The following is a 23,638-nucleotide window of genomic DNA, read 5'->3' on the forward strand; positions in this document are numbered from 1 at the left end:
CGGAACGTCCGGCGCGGGCGAACACGCTGGTCGGGGCCCGGCCGGACGGGAGCATCCCGGTCCGGCCCGCCCCCGTCAGGACGGCTTGTAGTCCTTGCCCAGCACCACCACGACGTCCGCGTTCACCGGGTTCTCGGCCTTCTTCACGGCCGTCTCCGGCAGCCCCAGCGTCTTGGCGACGTCGACCGCCCGTTCCCGCTGGGCCTCGTCCTGGTACGTGATCTGGGTGGCGGCCGCCGTCCGGTCGGCCTTGCCGCCGTCCACGAAGCCGTAGCCGCCGTTGAGCAGCGCCGCCTTCGCCGCGAGCTGCGCCTTCTCGTCCCCGGAGGCGTCCTTGAGGCCGACGCGCGGGGCGGCGCCGGGCTGGGCCGCGCTGAAGGAGCCGCCGAGGATCTCCTTGACCACCTTCCGGTTGGCCTCGTCGGTCAGGCCTCCGTCCGGCTTCACGGTGAGCACCTCGGTGCGGTACGCCGCCACCTTGGCGTGCTCGCCGATCCGCGACAGCAGCCCGCCGAGGTTCTGCGCGTCGAGCCCCGGGTCGAGGATCTGCCCCATGCTCTCGACGGTCGTGGCGGCCGCCTTCGGGTCGCCCGGGACCTTGCGGAGGACGGCGTAGAGCACCTGGCCGGTGCGCTCCAGCTGCTTCGCCTCCGGTTCGCCCCGGCCCCGGTGGGTGGCGTACGCGACGGCCATCGCCCCCGTGAGGCTCTGCTTCGGCCCCTGCGCCACGGCCGGGGTCTTGGCCTGCTCGTCGGCCGGGACGGTGGCGTCGGTGTCCACCTCGATGCCCCCGACCAGCTCGACGAGGCGTTCCAGGAAGGGGGTGTCCAGGCGCCAGGTGCCGCCGATCCGGGTGCCGAGGACGGTGTCGAGGGACTCTCGGGTGCCGAGGCCGCCCTCCTCGACGGCCTTGCCGAGGGAGGTGCCGGTGCCGTCCTGCTTGGGGACGCCCAGGGTGTTGGGGATCAGGACGGTGGCGCCCTGCCCGGTCGTGACGTTGTCCACGAGGAGGGCGGTGGAGCTGCCGCCCCGCTTGGTGTTGTGCAGGTGGACGACGATCATGTCGCGCTTCTGCGCGCCCGCGGCGGCCGCGGCGCCCTTCTTCTGTCCGGGGCCGTCGAGGAAGGGCAGCTTGCCCGCGTACCAGAGGTAGCCCAGCCCGCCGACGGCGGTCAGGGCGAGGACGACGACCAGCGCGACGATCCGGTTGCGGCCGCGGCGGCGGGCCTCCTCGCGGCGCTCGGTCCGGCTCTCGGTGAAGGCGAGCCAGTCGATGACGTCCTCGGAGTCCTCGTCGGGCTGGTCGATGAACGCGAACTGCTCCGTGCGGTAGTCACGGCCGCCGGGGGCGTCCGTCACACCGGCGGCGGACTCTGCGGGCGCCGCCCGGCGCGGCTCGGGCACCTGGGCGGGCGCGGGGGCCGGTGCCTGGGCGTGCTGCTGCTGGGGGGCGGCCTGCTGCGGGATCCACTGCTGGTGCTCCTGCTGCCCCTGGTACGGGTCGTGGAGCTGCGGCTCCTGGTACGGCTGCTCGTACTGGGGGTACTGCGGGTACTGCGCGTACTGCTGGTACTGCTGGTACTGCTGCTCGTACGGGGGCGGGGCGGGCTGCGCGGTCACCTGGCCGTACACGGGTCTGCCGTACGCGTCGTAGCCGATGAGCCGCTGCTGGGCGGCGTACGGGTCGTACGGATCCTGTGGGTCGTTCACCGCGGGGCCCCTCTCTCCGGAAGCTCAGGCTCCCCGGTACAGCTCGCGCTTGTCGATGTAGCGCACCACACCGTCCGGAACCAGATACCAGACCGGGTCGCCCTGGGCGACCCTCGTGCGGCAGTCCGTGGAGGAGATCGCGAGCGCGGGGACCTCGACCAGCGAGACACCGCCCTCGGGCAGTCCGTCGTCGGTGAGGACGTGGCCGGGCCGGGTGACTCCGATGAAGTGGGCGAGGGAGAACAGCTCGTCCGCGTTGCGCCAGGTCAGGATCTGGGCGAGGGCATCGGCACCGGTGATGAAGAACAGGTCGGCGTCGGCGTTGAGCGCGCTCAGGTCCCGGAGCGTGTCGATGGTGTACGTCGGGCCGCCGCGGTCGATGTCGATGCGGCTGACGGAGAACTGCGGGTTGGAGGCGGTCGCGATGACCGTCATCAGATAGCGGTCCTCGGCGGGCGACACGGCCCGCTGCGACTTCTGCCACGGCTCGCCCGTGGGTACGAAGACCACCTCGTCGAGGTGGAAAAGGGCGGCCACCTCACTGGCGGCCACCAGGTGTCCGTGGTGGATCGGGTCGAACGTCCCGCCCATCACTCCGAGCCGGCGCTTGACCGGGCCCGTAGGCATTTCCTGCTCTCCCATGAGCGCAGAGCCTACTGGCCCGGTGGCACGCGCGGCGGCCCGGTCCGGTCCGGACGGTCCCGGCAAGATCCGAAGGACGCGTTCTAGCGGTCGCGGTTCAGGCGGGTGGTCACCCACAGCATGAGCAGCAGGATCACGAACGCACCGCCACCGGTCAGGTACGGGTTCAGGCTGTCGTGGTTGCCGCCGTGCTGCCCCCCTTCCTCCGCAGCGAGGAGGACCAGGTTGTGGGCGGTGGTGGAGAGGCTCATCAGGCAGGTACCTATCGAGTCGGGGAGCGAGCGGAGACTTCCCTCACATCGTATGCGGGGGCCCTGGGCACGCTCACGCCGACTCAGGCGTTGGAGAGGATGGACGCACGTCACCACAGCCGATCCAGGGGGAGGGCGCCATGACCGACACCGCATCCGAGACGTCACCGGCACGCAATCGCAGGAGGTTCCCGGGGATTTCCTCACGGGCCTACGAGCACCCGGCGGACCGCTCGGCGCTCGTGGCGCTGCGCAAACTCGCCGGTTTCGACACGGTGTTCAAGGCCCTCAGCGGTCTGCTCCCGGAGCGCAGCCTGCGCCTGCTGTTCCTGTCGGACTCGGTGCGGGTGGGCGAGACCCAGTTCCCCCACCTGCACGAGATGCTGCGCGACGCCTGCTACATCCTGGACCTGGAGAAGGTCCCCCAGATGTACGTGCAGCAGGACCCGAAGCCCAACGCGATGTGCATCGGGCTGGACGAGCCGATCATCGTGGTGACCACCGCGCTGGTGGAGCTCCTCGACGAGGAGGAGATGCGGGCGGTGGTGGGCCACGAGGTGGGCCACGCGCTGTCCGGGCACTCCGTGTACCGCACGGTGCTGCTGTTCCTGACGAACCTGGCGCTGAAGGTCGCGTGGATCCCGCTGGGCAATGTGGCGATCATGGCGATCGTCACCGCGCTGCGCGAGTGGTTCCGCAAGTCGGAGCTGTCGGCGGACCGGGCGGGACTGCTGGTCGGGCAGGACGTGAACGCCTCGATGCGCGGCCTGATGAAGATCGCGGGCGGCAACCACCTCCACGAGATGAACGTCGACGCCTTCCTCGCCCAGGCCGAGGAGTACGAGGAGAGCGGGGACCTGCGCGACTCCGTCCTGAAGATCCTCAACGTGCTGCCGCGCACCCACCCCTTCACCACGGTGCGGGCGGCCGAGCTGCGGAAGTGGTCCCAGAGCCGGGACTACCAGCGGATCACCGACGGGCACTACCCGCGGCGGGAAGAGGACAAGGACACCTCGGTGACCGACTCCTTCCGCCAGTCCGCCTCGCACTACGCGGAGTCCGTGCGCACCAGCAAGGATCCGCTGATGAAGCTGGTCGGCGACATCGCCGGCGGCGCGGGCGACCTGGGCGGAAAGCTGCGCGACAGGTTCACCGGATCGGGCGGCGGCGCCTCCCGGGATTCCGGCGGCCCGGGCGGCGCAAAGGGCTCCGCGGACCCCGAGGGCGCTACGGGCCCGGGCTCGGGAGAGCGGGACTGACGGAAGCCGGCGGGGGCGGCTGCGACTGGTCCGGCGGGCCGGTCGGCGCCCCGGCCGGTGCCAGTACGCCGCACAGCCCGGCCGTGCGCCGTGGGTGGCCGGTGGCGTACGGGTCGCTCGCGGGCGGGCCCACGGTGGTCGGTCCGGCTCCGGCGAGCAGCGGGCGGAAGCCCTCGGCGGGCTCGGTGGCGCAGTCCTGCGGCCCGGCCATCACGTAGGCCGAGGAGATCTCCGCCCGGCGGGCGGTGAGGTCCTCCCGGTCGAAGCGCAGGCGCAGCTCGCGGCGGACGGTGAACAGGGAGGCCCCGTCGGCGGCGGCGGGCGGCCCGGACGCCGGCCGGACGGCGTACACGAAAGTGTGGTCGGTGCTGACCTCCAGCACCTCCGGGTTCAGCTCCTGGAAGGCGAGGGTCCCGCTCACCCGGACACGGCTGTCCGCGACGACGGCGGTGGCGGGGTCGAAGCGGACCAGCCAGCCGGTGGCGGCGTGCCGGCCGTCGCCGGAGGGGGAGGCCACGCTCTCGTCGAACTGCGCCAGCTGCCCGGGGTCCAGGAGCACCCGGACGGGCCTGGAGGCGGTGCCGGAGAGCACGTCCGGGTCCAGCGAGGACTGCACCAGGTAGTCCTTGGCGATGGACAGGGCGGCGACGACCTGGCCCTCGGTGAAGTGGTGCGTGCGGCGCACGGCCGGGAGGGTGATCCCGGCCGCCCCGACCCGGTACTCGGCCGCCGGGCTGTTCGCGTAGAGGTCGGCCGGTCGGCCGCCCGGCACGGCGGCGGCCGGGGCCAGGGGGACGACGGTGCTGCTCAGCGGCTCGGCGTTGCCGCCCGGGGCGGGGACGTACGGGTTGCGCATGCCCATGTACACGGCGACCGCGAAGGCCGACGCGATGAGCAGCACGAGGAGCATGCCCTGACGGGCGCCGCGGCCGGGGGCACCGGTGCGGGTGGCGCCGGAGCCGCCGCCGGACCAGATGGAGCGGCTGCGGACGGCCCGGGCGTGCTCCCCCATGCGTTCCTGGGCGGAAAACTCCTGGAGCCGGGCAGCACGGACGAAGTCCTCGTCGAACACCACCGAGCGGTATTCGTCCGGGCGTAGTTCGTCGTCACCCCCGCCGATGCCTTCGGGGGTGCCGTTGGGCGGATCTCCTGGAACGGCCATCGCTTCTCCCGCTGTCCCCGCTTCAGAGAAGCCCCCAGCTCCGGAGTGAACGAGTGGGGTCGTACCTTCAGGGTTGGCGGCCGACGGGGTACGTAAACGCGCCGACGCCCGTGACTTCCCTGAGCGGCGTACTGGCCGGGGCGGGTGCGGGGTCCTGGTCGCCGGCGGCGCTGCGGTAGACGGCGCTGAAGGCCAGCGCCACCATGCCGAGCCCCATCACGACGGCGAGCACCCAGGCGACGGGGCGCAGCCAGGCGGCGCGGCCGCGGTAGGGGCGCATGGCTCCGCCGTAGACCCCGTACGGGCCTTCGGCGTAGCCGTAGCCGTACTGGCCGGGCTCCCATCCGGGGTCGTCGATGCCGTACCCGTCGGGGTGTCCGTGGTCGTCGTCGGCCGCCCGGCCTCCGGCGACGCGGGCGGCCTCGGCCTCGGCGCGCGCCCGGTCGGCCGCACGCTGGCGCTCGGCCGCGCTCGGTTCATGGATCTCGGCGTTCCGGACGAAGTCCTCGTCGAACACCACGGAGGCGAAGTCGTGATCCGCGCCTCCGCGGTCGTCGTCGGGCTCCCCGTCGTCCGGGAACGGCTTGCCCCCCACGTCGTCCGGCACGGGACCAGCGTAGACCTGGGGGGCTGCTTTGGGCAGGGTGTAAGCCCGATTCCGGCCACACCGTGTCCGAACGGTGGTTACCGAACGTGACCGTCGCCGGTGACGATGTACTTGGTGGAGGTGAGCTCGGGAAGGCCCATCGGGCCCCGGGCGTGCAGCTTCTGGGTGGAGATCCCGATCTCGGCGCCGAAGCCGAACTGGCCACCGTCCGTGAACCGGGTGGAGGCGTTCACGGCGACGGTGGTGGAGTCGACCAGCTGGGTGAAGCGGCGGGCGGCGGCCTGCGAGGTGGTGACGATCGCCTCGGTGTGGCCGGAGGTCCAGCGGCGGATGTGGGCGACGGCGTCGTCGAGGGAGTCCACGACGGCGGCGGCGATGTCGTAGGACAGGTACTCGGCGGCCCAGTCCTCGTCGGTGGCGGGCACGGCGGTGGCCTTGGTGCCCTCGGCGGCGGCCAGCACCTGCTCGTCCCCGTGGACGGTCACGCCGGCGTCGGCGAGCGCGTCGAGGGCGAGCGGCAGGAACGCGGCGGCGATGTCGCGGTGCACGAGGAGGGTCTCGGCGGCGTTGCAGACGGAGGGCCGCTGCGCCTTGGAGTTGACGAGGATGTCCACGGCCATGCCGAGGTCGGCCTGGGCGTCGACGTAGACGTGGCAGTTGCCGGTACCGGTCTCGATGACCGGGACGATGGACTCCTCGACGACGGTCTTGATGAGCGAGGCACCGCCGCGCGGGATGAGCACGTCGACGAGGCCGCGGGCGCGCATCAGCTCGCGGACGGAGTCGCGGGACTCGCCGGGGACGAGCTGGATCGCGTCGGCGGGCAGGCCGGCGCCCTCGATGGCGTCGCGCAGGATGCCGACGAGGGCGGTGTTCGACGCGTAGGCGGAGGAGCTGCCGCGCAGGAGGACGGCGTTGCCGGACTTCAGGCAGAGCGCGGCGGCGTCCACGGTGACGTTGGGGCGGGCCTCGTAGATGATGCCGACGACCCCGAGGGGGACGCGGATCTGGCGGAGGTCGATGCCGTTGGGGAGGGTGGAGCCGCGGACGACCTCGCCGACGGGGTCGGGCAGGGCCGCGACGTCGCGCACGTCGGAGGCGATGGCGCGGACCCGCTCCGGGGTGAGGGTGAGGCGGTCGATGACGGTCTCGCTGGTGCCGGCGGCGCGGGCCTTGTCGGTGTCGACGGCGTTGGCGGCGACGATCTCGGCCGTACGGGCCTCCAGCGCGTCCGCGATGGCCAGCAGGGCGGTGTCCTTGGCGGACCGCGGGAGTGGCGCGATGGCGGCGGCGGCGGTGCGGGCCGCCTGCGCGGTGGCGGTGACGGGCGAGATGGCGGTGGCGTCGTCGAGCGAGGTCATGCCGCCCAGGGTAATCCCCGGCGCCGTGGGCTCCGCCGGGCCTTCCACCCCCCGAGATGGTTCCTCTTGACGCGCCGCACCCAATCTCCGACGCGCCTCTCGCACGGCTCGGCGCCTGGGCGCCCTACCGGCTTCGTGCCGCTGCGCCGGACTCCGTCCGGCGGACGTGGGGCGGGGCCGGTACGCGTGGCGGGGGCCGGTGGGTCGGCTGCGGGTCGTGTGCCGCTGCGCGGGGCGGTCCCCTACCCGCCCTTCCACCGTTCCCCGGGCGCTGCCCGGACCCGCGCCTCAAACGCCGGCGGGGCTGGAAGTGCCGGCCTGAGCCGGTCGCCGCCCCGCGTCCGACGGCCGGAGGCTGTCGCAGCGGCGCGAAGCCGGGGAGGCGCCCCGGCGCCGAGCCGTGCGAGCGGCGCGTTCAGTACGGGTGCACGCCGACCGGGTGGGCCGGGGGTGGGCCGTAGCCCTCCGCCACGCGCTGGTGGTACGTGGGGCGGTCGATGACCTCCAGGCCGACGATCTCCCACGGCGGCAGCTGCGCCGAGGAGCGGTGTTCGCCCCAGAGCCGCAGGGCCACGGCCGCCGCGTCGTGGAGGTCGCGGGCCTCCTCCCAGTACCGGATCTCCGCGTGGTCGTCGGCGTACCGGCTGGTCAGCAGGAAGGGGTGGTCGTGCGCGAGCTGCTCCAGCCCGCGCCGCACCTCGGACAGCGGCGCCGGCTTGCCGGAGACACTGAGGGTGATGTGCCACAGGCGGGAGGTCTCGGCCTGTTCGTCCCCGCCGCCGCCCACGCTGGTCAGCGCTCGTCTCACCAGCCCGCCTCCTGTCTGCGCCACGCGTGTCCACCCCACACAGTTGACCAGTCCCCGGCCCGCCGTGCGGCGGTTTTGCAGAACCTCAGCCCTGGAGCAGCACCAGATCGTCGCGGTGGACGACCTCCCGCTCGTACGCGGGTCCGAGCTCCCGCGCAAGCTCACGGGTGGAGCGGCCGAGGAGTTGCGGGAGTTCCTTGGCGTCGAAGTTGACCAGGCCCCGGGCCACGGCGCGGCCGTCGGCGGCGCGCAGTTCGACGGGGTCGCCGGCGCTGAAGTCGCCTTCGACGGCTGCGATGCCGGCGGCGAGCAGCGAGCTGCCGCGTTCGGTGACGGCGCGTACGGCGCCGTCGTCCAGGACGAGGTGCCCCTGCGGGGTGGAGGCGTGCTGGAGCCAGAGCAGCCGGTCGGCGGAGCGGCGGCCGGTGGCGTGGAAGTGCGTGCCGGTCTCGCGGCCGGCGAGCGCGTCGGCGGCGTGGCTGGCGGAGGTCAGGACCACCGGGATCCCGCCGGCGGCGGCGATCCGCGCGGCCTCGACCTTGGTGACCATGCCGCCGGTGCCGACGCCCGCCTTGCCGGCGCTGCCGATGGAGACGTGGGCGATGTCCTCGGGGCCGCGCACCTCTTCGATGCGGGTGGTGCCGGGCTGGGACGGGTCGCCGTCGTAGAGCCCGTCGACGTCGGAGAGGAGGACGAGGAGGTCGGCGCGGACCAGGTGGGCGACGAGGGCGGCGAGCCGGTCGTTGTCGCCGAAGCGGATCTCGTCGGTGGCGACGGTGTCGTTCTCGTTGACGACCGGCAGGGCTCCCATGGCCAGGAGCTGGTCCAGGGTCCGGTAGGCGTTGCGGTAGTGGGCGCGCCGGCTGGTGTCGTCGGTGGTCAGCAGGACCTGGCCGACGCGGACGCCGTAGCGGGCGAAGGAGGCGGTGTAGCGGGCGACGAGGAGGCCCTGGCCGACGCTGGCGGCGGCCTGCTGCCGGGCGAGGTCCTTGGGGCGGCGGGCCAGGCCGAGCGGGGAGAGGCCGGCGGCGATGGCTCCGGAGGAGACCAGGACGATCTCCTTCTCGCCGCCGCTGCGCGCCTTGGCGAGTACGTCGACCAGCGCGTCCACCCGGTCGGCGTCGAGCCCGCCCGCCGCGGTGGTCAGGGAGGAGGAGCCGACCTTGACCACGATCCTGCGGGCGTCCACGACACCTTGCCTAGCCGTTGACACGTCTTTCCCCTCACCGCAGAACCTACTGACCGACCGGCCCAATCTACGGGGTGGGGGCCCGGGCCCGCCCGCCGGTTTCAGACCGTGGACGAGGAGCGTTCCCGCGCCGGGCCGTCGGCGGGCCCGGCGGCGGCGCCGGTGCCGGGGATCAGGATCTTGCGCGAGAGCAGGAAGGTGAACGGGATGGCGACGACGGCCGCGACCAGCGGCGCGATGCGGGTGTCCATTCCGGCCCAGCTGACCAGGGCGTAGAGCCCGGCGGACTGGATCACGTAGTTGGTGACGTTCGTCAGCGGGAAGAGGAGGAACTTCTTCCAGGTGGGGCGGGTGCGGTAGGTGAAGTAGGTGTTCATGAAGAACGACCCGATCATCGACAGCACGAAGGCGAGCGTGTACGCGGCGAAGTAGGGCATCCACGGGTGCAGCAGCAGGTAGATGCCGAAGAAGGTGCCGGTGTTCACGCCGCCCACCAGGGCGAATCGGAAGATCTGGCCGAGCTGGTCGCGCCGGCTGTGGCCGGTCATCAGCGGCTGCGCTCCGCGATCACGGCTTCGGAGATCCCGGGCATCCGCTCGGGGTCGGCACCGTGGGCCTCCTTCACCAGGAAGTGCGGGCGGCGCTTGGTCTCGTAGTAGATGCGGCCGATGTACTCGCCGATCAGGCCCAGCATGATCATCTGCATGCCGCCGATGCCGGCGATCATCGCGACGATCGTGACGTAACCCGGCGAGTCGATGCCGTTGGTGATCGCCATGACGGTGATCCACAGGGCGTACAGGCCGGTCAGCGCGACCAGCGACACGCCGAGCCAGATGCCGAGGCGCAGCGGCTTGTTGTTGAAGGAGATCAGCCCGTCCATGCCGTAGTTCAGCAGGGACCCGAACTTCCACTTGGTCTCGCCCGCCTCGCGCTGGGCGTTCTGGTAGTCGAAGTGGACGGTGTCGAAGCCGATCCAGGAGAAGAGGCCCTTGGAGAAGCGGTTGTACTCGGGGAGCGCGAGCAGGGCGTCGACGGCGGGGCGCGAGAGCATGCGGAAGTCGCCGACCCCGTCGGTGAGCTCCACGTCGACCCAGCGGTTGACCCCGCGGTAGTAGAGGCGGCTGAGCGCGGAGCGGACCTTCTTGTCGCCCTCGCGGGTGCGGCGCGCGATGATCTGGTCGTGGCCCTGCCGGTAGTGCTCCAGCATGGTGGCGATCAGCTCCGGCGGGTGCTGGAGGTCGGCGTCCATGATGACCACGGCGTCGCCGGTGGCCTCGCGGAGCCCGGCGAGCATGCCCGCCTCCTTGCCGAAGTTCCGGCTGAAGGAGACGTAGCGGGTCTGGTCCCCGTACTCGGCGGCGATCTTCCGGAGCTTGCCGAGGGTCCCGTCGCGGCTGCCGTCGTCGACGTAGCAGACCTCGTACTCGACGGGCAGGGCGTCCAGCACCTTGCGGATCTCGGCGTCGAACCGGTCGATGACGGCTTCTTCGTTGTAACAGGGGACAACTACCGACAGCTTGGTCATGAGCACTTCCTGCTGGCGTCCTAACGGGTGATTGTCGGCGACCGGACCCGCCACTCACCTCTTCCTTAGAAGTATGCACGCCGGTGGTCGGCCTGCCCGCGTCGCGTGCCGCACACGGTAGCTTTGACTGAATAAGCGGAATGGAACGAAGGGATCGAGGTGCACGTGCCTGACGTCTCCGTGGTCGTCATCGTCTACAACGACGCAGAGCGTCTGCCGGCGGCCGTCCAGTCGGTTTTGGACCAGACCCTGCACGGGGTCGAAGTCGTGATCGTGGACGACTGCAGCAAGGACCGTTCCCACGCGGTCGCCCGGGAGCTGGAAGCGGCGAACCCGGGGCGGGTGCGCGCCTTCCAGCTGCCCGAGAACAGCGGGGGCTGCGGCGCCCCCCGCAACCACGGCATCAAGCAGGCCACCGGCACCTACGTCATGTTCCTGGACAGCGACGACGTGCTGGAGCGCAACGCCTGCCGGAACATGCTGGCGGCCGCCGAGCGCACCGGGTCCGACCTGGTCTCGGGCATGTGCGTGCGCGTCCACCTCGACAACCGGTGGGGCAAGACCACCGAGTGGTACCCGTGGATCTACTCGCGTACCCGCACCCTGGAGTCGATCACCGAGTACCCGGACCTGCTGGTCTACGACACCCTCTCCACGAACAAGTGCTACCGGCGCGCCTTCCTGCTGGAGCAGGGCCTGGAGTTCCCGGTCGGCATCCACTACGAGGACCTGCTGTTCTCGGCGCAGGCCTACGTCGCCGCCCGCCGCATCACGCTGATCCCGAACCACGTCTACTACTGGAACGTGGTCGAGAAGGCCTCCGCCAAGTCGATCAGCAACCGGCGCCACGAGATCGCGAACTTCGTCCACCGGATGGAGATCCACCGCCGCGTCGACGAGCTGCTGGCCGCCAAGGGCCACACCGCCATCAAGACGGCGAAGGACGCCAAGTTCCTCAAGCACGACCTCGTGCTGCACCTGCGCGACCTGCCGCTGCTGGGCGACGCGTACCGCCAGGAGTTCGCCCGGCTCGCCAACGGCTACCTCGCCGGCATCGACCCGGCCGCGTACGAGAACGTCACGTACCTCCAGGCGATCTGCGCCTACCTGCTCGGCAAGGAGGACTGGAAGAACCTCCTCCCGGCCGCCGACGCGATGACCAACAAGGGCCGGCTGTCCTCCCCCCTCGCCGAGCGCGACGGGCGGGTCTACTGGTGCGCCGAGCACCTCGACGACGCCGAGGGCCGCCGGATACTGGAGGTCACGGGCCAGGGCTTCCACACGACCCCGCTGTCCTCCCTGGTCCTGGGCAACCGCCTGACCTCGTACGAGGACGACGGACGCGGCACCGTCACCCTGTCCGGCGCCGTCGTGAACCCCCTGGGACGCATCAGGGAGGACGCCGAGCTGAAGGCCTCCCTGGAGTTCCGGGCCCGCCGGCAGATCGGGGTGCGCTCCTTCAGCTTCCCGGTGGCAACCGTGCGGCACGCCGGTAACACGATCGAGTGGACCGCCACCGCCGACATCGGCAGCACCGTCCGCCCCCTCGGCATCATCGACGCCGTCTGGGACGTACGCCTGAAGCTGACGGCCGGCGGCGACCGGCTCACCACCCGCGTCTCGGTCGGCGGCGTCGACCTGGAATCGGCGGCCCGCCTGCGGGTCCGCCCGCGCCTGACCCGGCTGGTCTCCGACCGCTTCGAGCCCGAGGTGACCAAGAAGGGCAACCTCTCCTACGTCCTGACCGCCGAGGGCGCCGCCGCCGTGCGCACCCAGACGCTGCTCGGCAGCGCCATGCACGGCAGGGCCGCCGGCCTGGTCAAGCGCAGCCTGCGCAGGGCCCTGAAGGCCCGCCGCAACATCGGCTCGGGCGAGCAGAAGGTGAAGGTCTACCACGAGGTCTTCTCGAAGCTGCCGGTCAAAAAGGGCACGGTCGTCTTCGAGAGCCACATGGGCAAGCAGTACAGCGACAGCCCCAAGGCGATCTACGAGGAGCTGGTCCGCCAGGGCGCGCCCTTCGAGGCGATCTGGTCCTACGCCGGCGCCAAGCCCACCGGCTTCCCCGAGCAGGCCACCCTGGTCAAGCGCTGGAGCTGGCAGTACCTGCGGGCCCTCGCCCAGGCCGAGTACTGGGTCGACAACCAGGGCTTCCCGCTGGCGCTGACCAAGCGCCCCGGGACCACGTACATCCAGACCTGGCACGGGTCCGCGCTCAAGCGGATGGGCTTCCACGAGCCCCGCACCAAGGCCCAGGGCCGGGCCGGACAGGACCGCTTCCAGAAGGCCGTCGACCGCTTCGACCACTTCCTGATCCGCTCCGAGCACGATGTGCGCACCCTCGCCAAGGGCTTCCGGCTGCGCGACGAGGTGCTGCTGCGCACCGGCTACCCGCGCAACGACGCCCTGGTCGAGGCCCACCGCGCCGAGGCGGACAGCGGGGAGCGCGTGCGCGGCCCGCTCGCCGCCGAGCTGGGCATCGACCCGGACAAGCGGGTGCTGCTGTACGCGCCGACCTTCCGGGCGAGCGCGGACGGCACGGTCGAGGGCTTCGAGTTCCCCTTCGACGTGGAGGAGTTCGCGGACCGGCTCGGCGACCGGTTCACGCTGCTGGTGCGCACCCACTACCTCAACAGCGTCTCGCTGCCGCCGTCGGTGGCGGGCCGGGTCGTCGACGTGTCCCGGCACCACGACATCACCCCGCTGCTCGCGCTCGCCGACGGGCTGATCACCGACTACTCGTCCGTGATGTTCGACTACGCGGTGCTGGACCGGCCGATGCTGTTCTTCGCGTACGACTACGAGAAGTACTCCACCGACATCCGCGGCACCTACTTCGACCTGAAGGACAAGGCGCCCGGCCCCGTCGTGGCCACGGCCGACGAGCTGATGCAGGCCGTCTCCGCCTTCGACGAGGCCGACGCCAAGTACGCGGAGGCCCGCCAGCGATTCCTCTCCGAGTTCGGCGAGTACGACCGCGGGGACGCCGCGCGCCGGATCGTCGAGAAGTTCTTCACCAGGAGCGGCAAGTGAGCCAGCAGCCCCACGAGCCCGCGGCGCAGACCGGCCGCGACGTCTTCATCGTCTCCAACAGCGTGGACGAGCTCGGCGGCGTGACCACCTGGTCGCACCAGATGGCCCGGCTCTTCACCGACCGGGGACACCGGGTGCACATCGTGGGCATCGCGCCCGTCGCCGAGGAGATCCGCCAGCAGCTGCCGGACGGCCTCCCGTACGAGATGACCACCCTCTACGAGACCCACCCGCCGAAGGCCCGCCGGCTGCGCGGCATCAAGGGCCGCCTCAACGCCCCGGAACGTCGCCGGCAGGCAGCCCGCCGGGCCGGCATGCGGGCAAGGGCGGAGACGCTGAGCACCCTGTTCCGCGCGGCCCGCCCCGGCTCCGTCGTGATCGTCACCCAGGTGTGGGCGATGGAGTGGGTGGCCCTCGCCGACACCAAGGGGCTGTCGGTCATCGGCATGAGCCACGAGTCCTTCGAGGCCAGCCAGACCTCCACCCGGGGTGCGCGGGTCCGCCGCTTCTACCCCGAGGTGGACCGGATGCTGGTGCTCACCCCGGAGGACGCGGACCTGTGGATCCGGGCCGGCATGGAGAACGTCGCCAGCATGCCGAACCCACTGCCGTTCATGCCGGACTCCCCCGCCCCGCGCACCGCGAAGGTCGTCGCGAGCGTCGGCCGCCTCGCCTTCGAGAAGGGCGTGGACCTGCTGCTCGACGCCTGGGCGGACGCCGCCCCGCACCACCCCGACTGGACCCTGCGGATCTACGGGGCGGGCACCGAGGAGGCGACCCTGCGGGCGCACTGCACCTCGCTGGGCCTGGACGACTCCGTGGAGTGGATGGGCAGCACCTCCGACGTCCTCGGGGCCCTGCGCGGGGCGTCCGTCTTCGCGCAGGCCTCCCGGGCCGAGGGCTTCCCCATCACCCTGCTGGAGGCGATGGCCGCGGGCCTGCCCGTGGCCGCGTTCGACTGCGCGCCGGGCGTGCGCGAGATCGTGCGGCACGGCGAGGACGGGCTGCTCGCCCGCCTGGGCAACACGATGGAGCTGGCCGGACACCTGGACACCCTGATGTCGGACCGCGAGAAGCGCGAGGCGCTCGGCGACGAGGCCTTCCGCCACGTACGGCGCTACTCGCCCGCGGAGATCACCGACCGGTGGGAAGAGCTGTTCGCCTTCCTGGAGCGCTGACCCGCCCCCGCGCGCGTACGGAGCCGCCCGCCCCGAACCATGTCCGGAGCGGGCGGCTCCACCTGTACGCGGTGCTCAGACCGTGTGGACGTCCCTGTGGTGGTCCGGGTGGCCGCCCTCGCGGTTGGCCTCCCAGCCGGCCCACGCCGAGGTGATCATCTCGCGGACGTCGTGCCGCGCCTTCCAGCCCAGCTCGGAGGCGATCCGGTCGGCCGAGGCCACGACCTTCGCCGGGTCTCCGGGACGCCGCGGGGTGACCACCGGCGCGTAGGTGTGCCCGGTGCCCGCGTTCAGCAGCTCCACCATCTCCTTGACGGAGACGCCCTCGCCGCGTCCGATGTTGACCGTGAGGTCCTTGTGGTCCCCCGCGGCGCCCCACTCGGCGAGCCGGCGGGCCGCCACCACGTGGGCGTCCGCGAGGTCCTCCACGTGGATGTAGTCGCGGATGCAGGTGCCGTCCGGGGTCGGGTAGTCGTCACCGAAGATGCGGGCGCCCTCGCCGGCGTCGTAGCGCTCGAAGACCATCGGGACCAGGTTGAAGACCCCGGTGTCCGCGAGCTCGGGGGCGGCCGCGCCCGCCACGTTGAAGTAGCGCAGGCAGGCCGTGGAGATGCCGTGCGCCTGGCCGGCGGCGCGGACCAGCCACTCGCCGGCCAGCTTGGTCTCGCCGTAGGGGCTCAGCGGCTTGCACGGGGTCTCCTCGGTGACGGAGTCCACGTCGGGCATGCCGTACACGGAGGCGGAGGAGGAGAACAGGAAGTTGCGGATGCCCGCCGCCGCCACGGCCTCCAGCAGCACCGTGAGGCCCTGCACGTTCTCGCGGTAGTAGTACAGCGGCTTCTCGACGGACTCGCCGACCTGCTTCTTGCCCGCCAGGTGCACCACGCCGGTGATCTTGTGCTCGGCGATGGCCTCGTCCAGGGCGAGGCGGTCCAGCACCGAGGCCGTCACCAGCGGGACGCCCTCCGGCACGCGGTCCTCCCGGCCCGTGGAGAGGTCGTCGAAGACCACGACCTTCTCACCCGCGAGCAGCATCGCCCGGACGACGTGCGCGCCGATGTATCCGGCGCCACCGGTGATCAGAAATGTCATGCGTATCTCCCGAGCTCTAGCGTGACCTGCGCGCGCGGGCGCGGTCGAGGCGGTTGCGTACGAAGGTCAGCGCGCCCCCGGCACCGGGCGCGAGGCGCACGGCCAGCGCCCCGGCGGCCGTGCGGTAGGGCTGCGCCAGCAGAACACCGTACCTGCTGCTGGGCAGGGCCCTGCGGCGGAGCAGACCGCCCAGGGGGCGCAGGGAGGTGTGCAGGGAGCTCCCGTCGGCGCAGCGCACGCCCACCCGGACGTCCCACGCCTGCAGCCCGCGCAGCCCCCGGCGGCGCCCCTCGGCGGCCAGCGCGGCGAGCCGGAACGGCACCTCTGCACTCCACCCGTCCCCGTCGGCGGCGGCCCTCAGCTCCACCGGGCGCCCCAGGACGGGATCGCCCCCCGCCCGGGGCGGGAAGCCCAGCTGCACGGTCTGCGGACCCGCCCCGGCGAGCCGCCCGTACAAGTCCCGCACCCGGATCCGGACGGCCCCCGCCCCGGCGGGCTCGGCGTCGACGGTCACGGGCAGCTCCGCCACCGGCAGGGCGTCGAGCCCGTCCAGCGGCACGGGCAGCTCCGCGCTCCACACCGGCAGCCCCGCCGCGTCACGCGCGTACGGGGGCAGCAGCCGGGCCGGCTCGGCGGCGAACCGCATCAGCCGCTCCACGTCCGCGGGCGGGGCCTCGGCGGCCTCCAGCACCCGGGCGGTCCAGCGGGCGCGGGCGGGGGCCGCGTCGATGTCGGCGGCGTCGAAGCCCGCCAGGTACTCGCGGGTCAGCGCCCACCAGGCGGCCCGGTACTCCGGTTCGGAGCCGAGCTCGCGCAGGTACATGCGCAGGTCGTAGTCGAGGAACTTCACCCGGCAGGCGCGGCCCAGCTCCGGGGAGGCGGCGGCGAGGGTGCGCGAGGCGGTGCGGTGCGCCTCCACGCGGGAGCGCCAGTTGCCGACGTCCTCGCGGTCCAGGGAGATCGACACCTGGGCGGCGCTGCGGCGCACGTGCCACACGTACACGAGGTCGCCGATGACCGCGATCCGGGGCTCGGCGGCCAGGACGCGCGAGGTGAAGACGAAGTCCTCGTAGACGAACCGGCCGTCGGGGAAGCGGATCCGGTGCTTCTCCAGGAAGGACCGGTCGTACAGCTTGTTGACGCAGAGGGTGTCGCGGACCAGCTCGGGCCGGTCGGCGGGCCGCTCGATGACGTCACCCGGCGTGTACAGGCCGGGCATCCAGGGCACCTCGCGGCCCTCCGGCAGCTCGCGGCGCACGCACGCGCCGACCGTGACCGGGGCGCTGTGCTCCTCGGCCGCCCTCAGGAGCGCCTCGGCGGCGCCCGGCGGCAGGACGTCGTCGCTGTCCAGGAAGAGGACGTACGGGGAGGCCGCGGCGGCGATCCCGTCGTTGCGGGGCGTGCCGCAGCCCCCGCTGTTCTCCGTGCGGTGGATGACCTTCACGCGCGGGTGGGCCGCCGCCAGGCCGTCCAGCACGCCCGCGGTCCCGTCCGAGGAGGCGTCGTTCACCGCGATGACCTCGGCGACCACCGGGCCCTGGGCGAGGGCCGAGGAAACGGCCTCGCCCACGAGCCCGGCGTCGTTGTACGCGATCACCACCACCGAGACCGAGGGGCCCACGGCGGTGTCACTGCTGGAATGGCTGCTGCTCACCCGCAGGATCCTAGGCGAACGGCGTAAAGCCGACTTCAAATCGGACCGGCACGGCCGATCAGAAGGGACGGAACTCGTCGTACTCCTGCTGTGCGCTGTCGCCGCGCTTGGCTTCCTTCTCCTTGCGGCGCGTGGTGGCCGGGCGCGGGGCCTCCAGGCGGTGGTCCTCACCGCGGCGGCCCAGCATCTCGGCGCCGGCCATCATGGTCGGCTCCCAGTCGAAGACGACCGCGTTCTCCTCGGAACCGATCGCGACGCCGTCGCCCGCCTTCGCACCGGCCTTGCGCAGCGCGTCCTCGACACCGAGGCGGTTGAGCCGGTCGGCGAGGTAGCCGACGGCCTCGTCGTTGTTGAAGTCGGTCTGGCGGACCCAGCGCTCCGGCTTCTCGCCGCGCACGCGGTACACGTCCTCGACCTCGTCGTAGGTGACGGTGAAGCCGGCGTCGTCCACGGCCTTCGGGCGGATGACGATGCGGGTCGCCTCCTGCTTGGGCTTGCGGGCGCGCGCCTTCGCGACGACCTCGGCGAGGAAGTAGGAGAGCTCCTTCAGACCCGTACGGGCGACCGCGGAGACCTCGAAGACCTTGTAGCCGCGGGCCTCCAGGTCCGGGCGGACCATCTCGGCGAGGTCCTGGCCGTCGGGGATGTCGACCTTGTTCAGGACGACGAGGCGCGGGCGCTTCTCCAGGCCGCCGCCGTAGAGCTTGAGCTCCTCCTCGATGAGGTCGAGGTCGCCCACCGGGTCGCGGTCGGACTCCAGGGTGGCGGTGTCCAGCACGTGCACGAGCACCGAGCAGCGCTCGACGTGGCGCAGGAACTCCAGACCGAGGCCCTTGCCCTGGCTGGCGCCGGGGATCAGACCCGGGACGTCGGCGATGGTGTAGACGGTCGAGCCGGCCGTGACCACGCCCAGGTTCGGGACGAGGGTGGTGAAGGGGTAGTCCGCGATCTTCGGCTTGGCGGCGGAGAGCACCGAGATCAGCGAGGACTTGCCGGCGCTCGGGAAGCCGACGAGCGCCACGTCGGCGACGGTCTTCAGCTCCAGGACGATGTCCCCGGTGGTGCCGGGGACGCCGAGGAGCGCGAAGCCGGGGGCCTTGCGGCGGGCGGAGGACAGCGCGGCGTTGCCGAGGCCGCCGCGGCCGCCCTCGGCGGCGACGTAGGTGGTGCCCTGGCCGACGAGGTCGGCGAGGACGTTGCCCTCCTTGTCGAGGACGACGGTGCCGTCCGGCACGGGCAGGATCAGGTCCTGGCCGTCCTTGCCGGAGCGGTTGCCGCCCTCGCCGGGCTTGCCGTTCGTGGCCTTGCGGTGCGGGCTGTGGTGGTAGTCCAGAAGGGTGGTGATCGCCTGCTCCACCACCAGGATCACGTCACCGCCACGGCCGCCGTTGCCGCCGTCGGGGCCGCCGAGCGGCTTGAACTTCTCCCGGTGTACGGAGGCGCAGCCGTGGCCCCCGTTACCCGCGGCGACGTGCAGCTCGACGCGGTCCACGAAGGTGGTCATGGGTGTTCCTCCAGATACATACGGGAATGTCCCGGGCAGACCTTGCTGCCCATTAAACGTGTCTATGTGACAACGCGCCGAGGGCGGACCTCTCTTCCCGGCGCGTGCCGGGAAGAGATGAGATCCGCCCTCGGGGTGTTACGAACGCTCGTGATTCAGCAGGAGCTGGATCAGGCGGCCGGAACGATGTTGACGACCTTGCGGCCACGGTGCGTACCGAACTGCACCGCACCCGGCAGCAGCGCGAACAGCGTGTCGTCGCCACCGCGACCGACACCCGCACCCGGGTGGAAGTGGGTGCCGCGCTGGCGGACGAGGATCTCGCCGGCGGAAACGACCTGACCGCCGAAGCGCTTCACGCCGAGCCGCTGAGCGTTGGAATCGCGCCCGTTCCGGGTGGACGATGCGCCCTTCTTGTGTGCCATGTCTCAGTCCCTCTTACTTCGCAGCCGTGGGGATACCGGTGACCTTGATCGCCGTGTACTGCTGGCGGTGACCCTGGCGACGGCGGTAGCCGGTCTTGTTCTTGTAGCGCAGGATGTCGATCTTGGCGCCCTTGGTGTGGTCCACGACCTCGGCCGTGACCTTGATCCCGGCCAGCACCCACGGGTCGCTGGTCACGGCGTCGCCGTCGACAACGAGCAGGGTCGAGAGCTCGACCGTGTCGCCAGCCTTGGCAGTGGAAATCTTGTCAACCTCAACGATGTCGCCGACAGCAACCTTGTGCTGGCGACCACCGCTGCGCACGATGGCGTACACGCGGATCTCTCTCTCACTCGGGACGGATGCTCCTGAAGCCAGCCGCTCACACGGGCCTGGGCCCACGGTGATCCGGATTGGACGAGCGGCCTCTCCCGTGACCCGGCCGCTTGCGCGGTCGTGCGGGAGGAGGGTGCTCAGGAGCGCGACGCACGCTGAACGGGTAATCGTTCAAGACACGCCGACGGTCTAGGTTACGGGGCTGGTTCCGGAGGGTCAAACCGGGCCCCGCAGCACCGTGGACCCCGCCCGGAGGCGGGGTCCACGGTCACGGAAAGGATCAGGCCTCGGTCGGAGCCGTGACGGACGGAGCGCTCTGCTCCGCCGCCGCGGTCTTCTTCGTGGTCCGCTTCGCCGTGGTCTTCTTGGCCGTCGTCTTCTTCGCGACGGTCTTCTTGGCGGCCGCCGCCTTCTTGGCCGGGGCCTTCTTCGCCGTGGTGGCCGCCTTCTTGGCCGGAGCCTTGCGGGTGGCCTTCTTGGCGGGAGCCGGCGCCTCGGCCTCGGCCTCGGCGGCCGGGGCTCCGGCCGGAGCGGCCTCGGCGGCCGGCTCGGCGGCCGGGGCCTCGACGACCACGACCGCGGCCTCCGCCGCACCCGCGGGCGCGGTGGCCTTGCGTACGGCACGGCGGCGCGGACGGGCCGGGGCGGCCTCCACGACCGGCTCGGCCTGGGCCTCGGCGACCACGGACTCGGGCTCGACGGCCGGCTCCTCGGCGACGGGCTCGGCGACCGGCTCCACGACGGCGACGGCCTCCACGACCGGCTCCGGCTCGGCCACGACCACGGGCTCCGGGGCCACGACGGGCTCCGGCTCCGGGGCGGTCGCCTTACGGGTCGCCCGGCGACGGGTACGGCCCTTCGGCGCGGCCTCGTCCACCGGCGCGGCCGGGGCGGCCTCGACCGTCTCCACGGCCTCCACGGCCTCGGCGACGACCTCGGCCGCCGGCTCCAGCACCGTGTCCGCGGGCTCGGTGACCGGCTCCGCCTCCACCACCGGGACCACCGGCGCGGGGGCCGTCGGCGCCGGGGCGGCGAACCGCTCCGCACCGCGCGGGGCGCCCGCCGGAGCGGTCGCCTTACGGGTGGCACGGCGACGGTTGCGACGCCCGCTGATGCCCGCGGCGGCCTCGGCCTCGGCCGGGCTGCTGTACAGCTCTTCGTCCGGCACGAACGCCGGCTCCGGAAGGGCCCGCGGCGCGGCGAGCTCCGCGGCCACCTCGGCCTCGGTCTCGGCCTCCAGCACCTCGGCGTCGACGGTCTCGACCGTCTCCAGCTCGTGCTCGTGCTCCTGGGCGCGGCCACCGCGGCGCTTGGCGCGCTTGCCGTTGCCACCGCCGCCGACCGCGGTCGGGGTCTCCATGTGCACGATCACACCGCGGCCGTTGCAGTGGACGCAGGTCTCGGAGAAGGACTCCAGCAGGCCCTGGCCCACCCGCTTGCGGGTCATCTGGACCAGGCCCAGCGAGGTGACCTCGGCCACCTGGTGCTTCGTCCGGTCCCGGCCCAGGCACTCCAGCATGCGCCGCAGCACCAGGTCGCGGTTGGACTCCAGGACCATGTCGATGAAGTCGATGACGACGATGCCGCCCAGGTCGCGCAGCCGCAGCTGGCGCACGATCTCCTCGGCCGCCTCCAGGTTGTTCCTGGTGACGGTCTCCTCGAGGTTGCCGCCCTGACCGGTGAACTTGCCGGTGTTGACGTCGATGACGATCATCGCCTCGGTCTTGTCGATCACGAGGGAGCCGCCAGAGGGCAGCCACACCTTGCGGTCGAGCGCCTTGGCGAGCTGCTCGTCGATCCGGTACGTCGCGAAGACGTCGACCTCGGAGGTCCAGCGGGACAGCCGGTCGGCCAGGTCCGGGGCCACGTGGGACACGTAGCCGTGGATGGTCTCCCACGCCTGGTCACCGCTGATGATGACCTTGGAGAAGTCCTCGTTGAAGATGTCGCGCACGACGCGGACCGTCATGTCCGGCTCGCCGTAGAGCAGGCTCGGCGACGAGGTCGTGATCTGCTTCGACTTCTTCTGGATGTCCTCCCACTGCGCCTGCAGACGCTCGACGTCGCGGCGCAGCTCGTCCTCGCTCGCGCCCTCGGCGGCGGTGCGCACGATGACGCCCGCGTCCTCGGGGACGATCTTCTTGAGGATGGTCTTCAGACGCGCGCGCTCGGTGTCGGGCAGCTTGCGGCTGATACCGGTCATCGAGCCCTCGGGCACGTACACCAGGTAGCGGCCGGGCAGCGAGACCTGGCTGGTCAGGCGGGCGCCCTTGTGGCCGATCGGGTCCTTGGTGACCTGCACCAGGACCGACTGGCCGGACTTCAGGGCGGACTCGATGCGGCGCGGCCCGTTGGCCATGCCGAGCGCCTCGAAGTTGACCTCACCGGCGTACAGGACCGCGTTGCGGCCCTTGCCGATGTCGATGAAGGCGGCCTCCATCGACGGCAGCACGTTCTGGACCTTGCCCAGGTAGACGTTGCCGACGTACGAGGTGGCTTCTTCCTTGTTGACGTAGTGCTCGACGAGCACGTTGTCCTCGAGGACGCCGATCTGGGTGCGCTCACCGGACTGGCGGACGACCATCACGCGCTCGACGGCCTCACGGCGGGCCAGGAACTCGGCCTCGGTGATGATCGGCACGCGGCGACGACCCTGCTCGCGGCCCTCACGGCGGCGCTGCTTCTTCGCCTCCAGACGGGTCGAGCCCTTGATGGACTGCACCTCGTCGGACGGCTCGGCCTTCTCGCGCGCCGGGCGCGGCTCGCGGACCTTGAGCACGGTGCGGACACCGTCCTCCTCGCCCGCCTCGACCTCGACGGCACCGTCACCGCTGCGGCGACGGCGACGGCGGCGACGACGGCTGGAGGTGGAACCGAGGGCCTCATCGGCGTCCTCGTCCTCTTCCTCCTGGTCGGCTTCCTGCGGCTCGGCCTCCTGCGCGGCGGCCTCGCCCTCGGTCTCCTCGTACGCGGACTCGTCCAGGTCGGCGGCCTCACCGCGACGGCGGCGGCGGCCACCGCGACGGCGGCGGCGCGAGGGGCGCTCGCCCGACTCGTCGGACTCGTCCTCGTCGAAGTCGGCGGCCTCGGCCTCGGCCTCCGGCTCCTCCTCCACGAGCTCCGGCTCGGCCGGGGCCACGGGCTCGGCGGCACCGCGACGGCGGCGGCGACGGCCGGCCGGCTGGGCGGCGGGGGCCTGGACCTCGGCGGCGGCCTCGGTCTCTTCCTCCTCGGCCTCCTCCTCCGAAGCGGCGGCGGCAGCGGCCGCGGCGGCCATGGCCGCGGTCTCCGGGGTCTGGAACATCGGCTCGGCGAAGACCGGGGCCTGGAAGACGGCGACGGCGGGACGCGCGGCGCGACGGCGGCCGGCCGGGGCGGCCTCCGGCTCGGCGGCGGCCGCGGGCTGCGCGGCGGCGGCCGGAGCGGCCGGGGCCGAGGCACGGGTCGCACGGCGGCGGCCGCGCTTCGGGGCGTCCACGGCGTCGGCGACGGTGACGGCGCGGGTGGCGGCCTTGGGGGCCTCCTCCACGACGGCCTGCACCTCTTCCTCGGCCTCCTCCTCTTCCTCCACGACCGGGGCGTCGTCGGTCACGGCGGCAGGAGCGGCGACGGCGCGGGTGGCACGGCGACGGGCACGCGGCGCCGGAGCGGCCGGAGCCTCCTCCTCCGCCGCGGGAGCCGGAGCGGCCTCCACGACCGGGGCGTCCTCGGTCACGGCGGCAGGAGCGGCGACGGCGCGGGTGGCACGGCGGCGGGCACGCGGCGCGGGAGCGGCCGGAGCCTCCTCCACGACCGGCGCGGGGGCGGACGCGGACTCCACCACGACCTCGGCGGCCTCGGCCACGGCGGCCGGAGCAGCGGTGGCACGGGTCGCACGGCGACGGGCACGCGGCGCCGGAGCGGC

19 protein-coding genes are annotated in these 23,638 nt (G+C 72.4%); 3 read left to right on the plus strand and 16 right to left on the minus strand.

What is annotated here, in order from left to right:
- Positions 1 to 75: 75 nt before the first annotated feature.
- From ACZ597_RS28105 to ACZ597_RS28115, 3 genes are all read right to left on the minus strand, one after another.
- The gene (locus tag ACZ597_RS28105; protein ID WP_471335574.1) at positions 76 to 1,710 is read right to left on the minus strand and encodes an LCP family protein; all 1,635 of its coding nucleotides are present in this window, start codon (positions 1,708 to 1,710) and stop codon (positions 76 to 78) included.
- Positions 1,711 to 1,734: 24 nt separating this feature from the next.
- Positions 1,735 to 2,352, minus strand: coding sequence for a nicotinate-nucleotide adenylyltransferase (nadD, locus tag ACZ597_RS28110; protein ID WP_007264023.1), 618 nt, complete (start codon positions 2,350 to 2,352; stop codon positions 1,735 to 1,737).
- A gap of 83 nt (positions 2,353 to 2,435) precedes the next feature.
- Entirely contained in the window at positions 2,436 to 2,603 is a 168-nt protein-coding gene (locus ACZ597_RS28115; protein WP_007264024.1) for a hypothetical protein, read from the minus strand.
- Between the two features lie 140 nt (positions 2,604 to 2,743).
- Here ACZ597_RS28115 and ACZ597_RS28120 point away from each other — a divergent pair, with 140 nt between their 5' ends.
- Positions 2,744 to 3,862, plus strand: coding sequence for a M48 family metallopeptidase (locus ACZ597_RS28120; protein WP_471335578.1), 1,119 nt, complete (start codon positions 2,744 to 2,746; stop codon positions 3,860 to 3,862).
- On the opposite strand, the gene ACZ597_RS28125 is transcribed toward ACZ597_RS28120, so the two are convergent.
- From ACZ597_RS28125 to ACZ597_RS28155, 7 genes are all read right to left on the minus strand, one after another.
- On the minus strand, positions 3,831 to 5,024 hold the full coding sequence (locus ACZ597_RS28125; protein WP_471335580.1) for an SCO2583 family membrane protein: 1,194 nt from the start codon (positions 5,022 to 5,024) through the stop codon (positions 3,831 to 3,833). The genes ACZ597_RS28120 and ACZ597_RS28125 overlap by 32 nt on opposite strands.
- 67 nt (positions 5,025 to 5,091) lie before the next feature.
- Entirely contained in the window at positions 5,092 to 5,631 is a 540-nt protein-coding gene (locus tag ACZ597_RS28130; RefSeq protein WP_471335585.1) for an SCO2584 family spore wall biosynthesis protein, read from the minus strand.
- A 77-nt stretch (positions 5,632 to 5,708) separates the two neighbouring features.
- Entirely contained in the window at positions 5,709 to 6,992 is a 1,284-nt protein-coding gene (locus ACZ597_RS28135; RefSeq protein WP_471335588.1) for a glutamate-5-semialdehyde dehydrogenase, read from the minus strand.
- Positions 6,993 to 7,407: 415 nt separating this feature from the next.
- Positions 7,408 to 7,803: a hypothetical protein gene (locus ACZ597_RS28140; RefSeq protein ID WP_469114447.1), complete on the minus strand. Its 396-nt coding sequence runs from the start codon at positions 7,801 to 7,803 to the stop codon at positions 7,408 to 7,410.
- An 82-nt stretch (positions 7,804 to 7,885) separates the two neighbouring features.
- Complete coding sequence (gene proB, locus ACZ597_RS28145) at positions 7,886 to 9,013, minus strand: glutamate 5-kinase (RefSeq protein WP_471335591.1); 1,128 nt, start codon at positions 9,011 to 9,013, stop codon at positions 7,886 to 7,888.
- A gap of 77 nt (positions 9,014 to 9,090) precedes the next feature.
- The gene (locus tag ACZ597_RS28150; protein WP_471335594.1) at positions 9,091 to 9,537 is read right to left on the minus strand and encodes a GtrA family protein; all 447 of its coding nucleotides are present in this window, start codon (positions 9,535 to 9,537) and stop codon (positions 9,091 to 9,093) included.
- Positions 9,537 to 10,517, minus strand: a complete 981-nt coding sequence (locus ACZ597_RS28155; RefSeq protein WP_471335597.1) for a glycosyltransferase family 2 protein — start codon at positions 10,515 to 10,517, stop codon at positions 9,537 to 9,539. The genes ACZ597_RS28150 and ACZ597_RS28155 overlap by 1 nt, the downstream gene beginning before the upstream one ends.
- Positions 10,518 to 10,676: 159 nt before the next feature.
- Between ACZ597_RS28155 and ACZ597_RS28160 the strand changes: the two genes are divergently transcribed.
- Both ACZ597_RS28160 and ACZ597_RS28165 read left to right on the plus strand, forming a co-directional pair.
- Positions 10,677 to 13,547, plus strand: coding sequence for a bifunctional glycosyltransferase/CDP-glycerol:glycerophosphate glycerophosphotransferase (locus ACZ597_RS28160; RefSeq protein ID WP_471335599.1), 2,871 nt, complete (start codon positions 10,677 to 10,679; stop codon positions 13,545 to 13,547).
- Positions 13,544 to 14,725: a glycosyltransferase gene (locus tag ACZ597_RS28165; RefSeq protein WP_471335602.1), complete on the plus strand. Its 1,182-nt coding sequence runs from the start codon at positions 13,544 to 13,546 to the stop codon at positions 14,723 to 14,725. Before ACZ597_RS28160 ends, ACZ597_RS28165 begins: the two co-directional genes overlap by 4 nt.
- A gap of 75 nt (positions 14,726 to 14,800) precedes the next feature.
- On the opposite strand, the gene galE is transcribed toward ACZ597_RS28165, so the two are convergent.
- From galE to ACZ597_RS28195, 6 genes are all read right to left on the minus strand, one after another.
- Entirely contained in the window at positions 14,801 to 15,817 is a 1,017-nt protein-coding gene (gene galE / locus ACZ597_RS28170; protein WP_471335605.1) for a UDP-glucose 4-epimerase GalE, read from the minus strand.
- Between the two features lie 16 nt (positions 15,818 to 15,833).
- The gene (locus ACZ597_RS28175) at positions 15,834 to 17,471 is read right to left on the minus strand and encodes a glycosyltransferase family 2 protein (RefSeq protein ID WP_471335608.1); all 1,638 of its coding nucleotides are present in this window, start codon (positions 17,469 to 17,471) and stop codon (positions 15,834 to 15,836) included.
- Positions 17,472 to 17,529: 58 nt separating this feature from the next.
- On the minus strand, positions 17,530 to 18,975 hold the full coding sequence (gene obgE, locus ACZ597_RS28180; protein ID WP_471335611.1) for a GTPase ObgE: 1,446 nt from the start codon (positions 18,973 to 18,975) through the stop codon (positions 17,530 to 17,532).
- A 170-nt stretch (positions 18,976 to 19,145) separates the two neighbouring features.
- Positions 19,146 to 19,400 (minus strand): 50S ribosomal protein L27, encoded by a 255-nt coding sequence (gene rpmA / locus ACZ597_RS28185; protein WP_007264038.1) that lies wholly within the window; start codon positions 19,398 to 19,400, stop codon positions 19,146 to 19,148.
- Between the two features lie 13 nt (positions 19,401 to 19,413).
- Positions 19,414 to 19,734, minus strand: a complete 321-nt coding sequence (gene rplU, locus ACZ597_RS28190) for a 50S ribosomal protein L21 (protein ID WP_007264039.1) — start codon at positions 19,732 to 19,734, stop codon at positions 19,414 to 19,416.
- A gap of 280 nt (positions 19,735 to 20,014) precedes the next feature.
- Positions 20,015 to 23,638 (minus strand): Rne/Rng family ribonuclease (locus ACZ597_RS28195; protein ID WP_471335614.1); only part of this gene is annotated, 3,624 nt, incomplete at its 5' end.

It is taken from the genome of Streptomyces sp. NPDC040718 (assembly GCF_055593565.1).

Excerpts from the sequence above, each read along its gene's own strand:
- nadD (WP_007264023.1), bottom strand. The coding sequence starts at position 2,352 with ATGGGAGAGCAGGAAATGCCTACGGGCCCGGTCAAGCGCCGGCTCGGA.
- ACZ597_RS28115 (WP_007264024.1), bottom strand. The coding sequence starts at position 2,603 with ATGAGCCTCTCCACCACCGCCCACAACCTGGTCCTCCTCGCTGCGGAG.
- ACZ597_RS28120 (WP_471335578.1), top strand. The coding sequence starts at position 2,744 with ATGACCGACACCGCATCCGAGACGTCACCGGCACGCAATCGCAGGAGG.
- ACZ597_RS28125 (WP_471335580.1), bottom strand. The coding sequence starts at position 5,024 with ATGGCCGTTCCAGGAGATCCGCCCAACGGCACCCCCGAAGGCATCGGC.
- ACZ597_RS28135 (WP_471335588.1), bottom strand. The coding sequence starts at position 6,992 with ATGACCTCGCTCGACGACGCCACCGCCATCTCGCCCGTCACCGCCACC.
- ACZ597_RS28150 (WP_471335594.1), bottom strand. The coding sequence starts at position 9,537 with ATGACCGGCCACAGCCGGCGCGACCAGCTCGGCCAGATCTTCCGATTC.
- ACZ597_RS28155 (WP_471335597.1), bottom strand. The coding sequence starts at position 10,517 with ATGACCAAGCTGTCGGTAGTTGTCCCCTGTTACAACGAAGAAGCCGTC.
- galE (WP_471335605.1), bottom strand. The coding sequence starts at position 15,817 with ATGACATTTCTGATCACCGGTGGCGCCGGATACATCGGCGCGCACGTC.
- obgE (WP_471335611.1), bottom strand. The coding sequence starts at position 18,975 with ATGACCACCTTCGTGGACCGCGTCGAGCTGCACGTCGCCGCGGGTAAC.
- rpmA (WP_007264038.1), bottom strand. The coding sequence starts at position 19,400 with ATGGCACACAAGAAGGGCGCATCGTCCACCCGGAACGGGCGCGATTCC.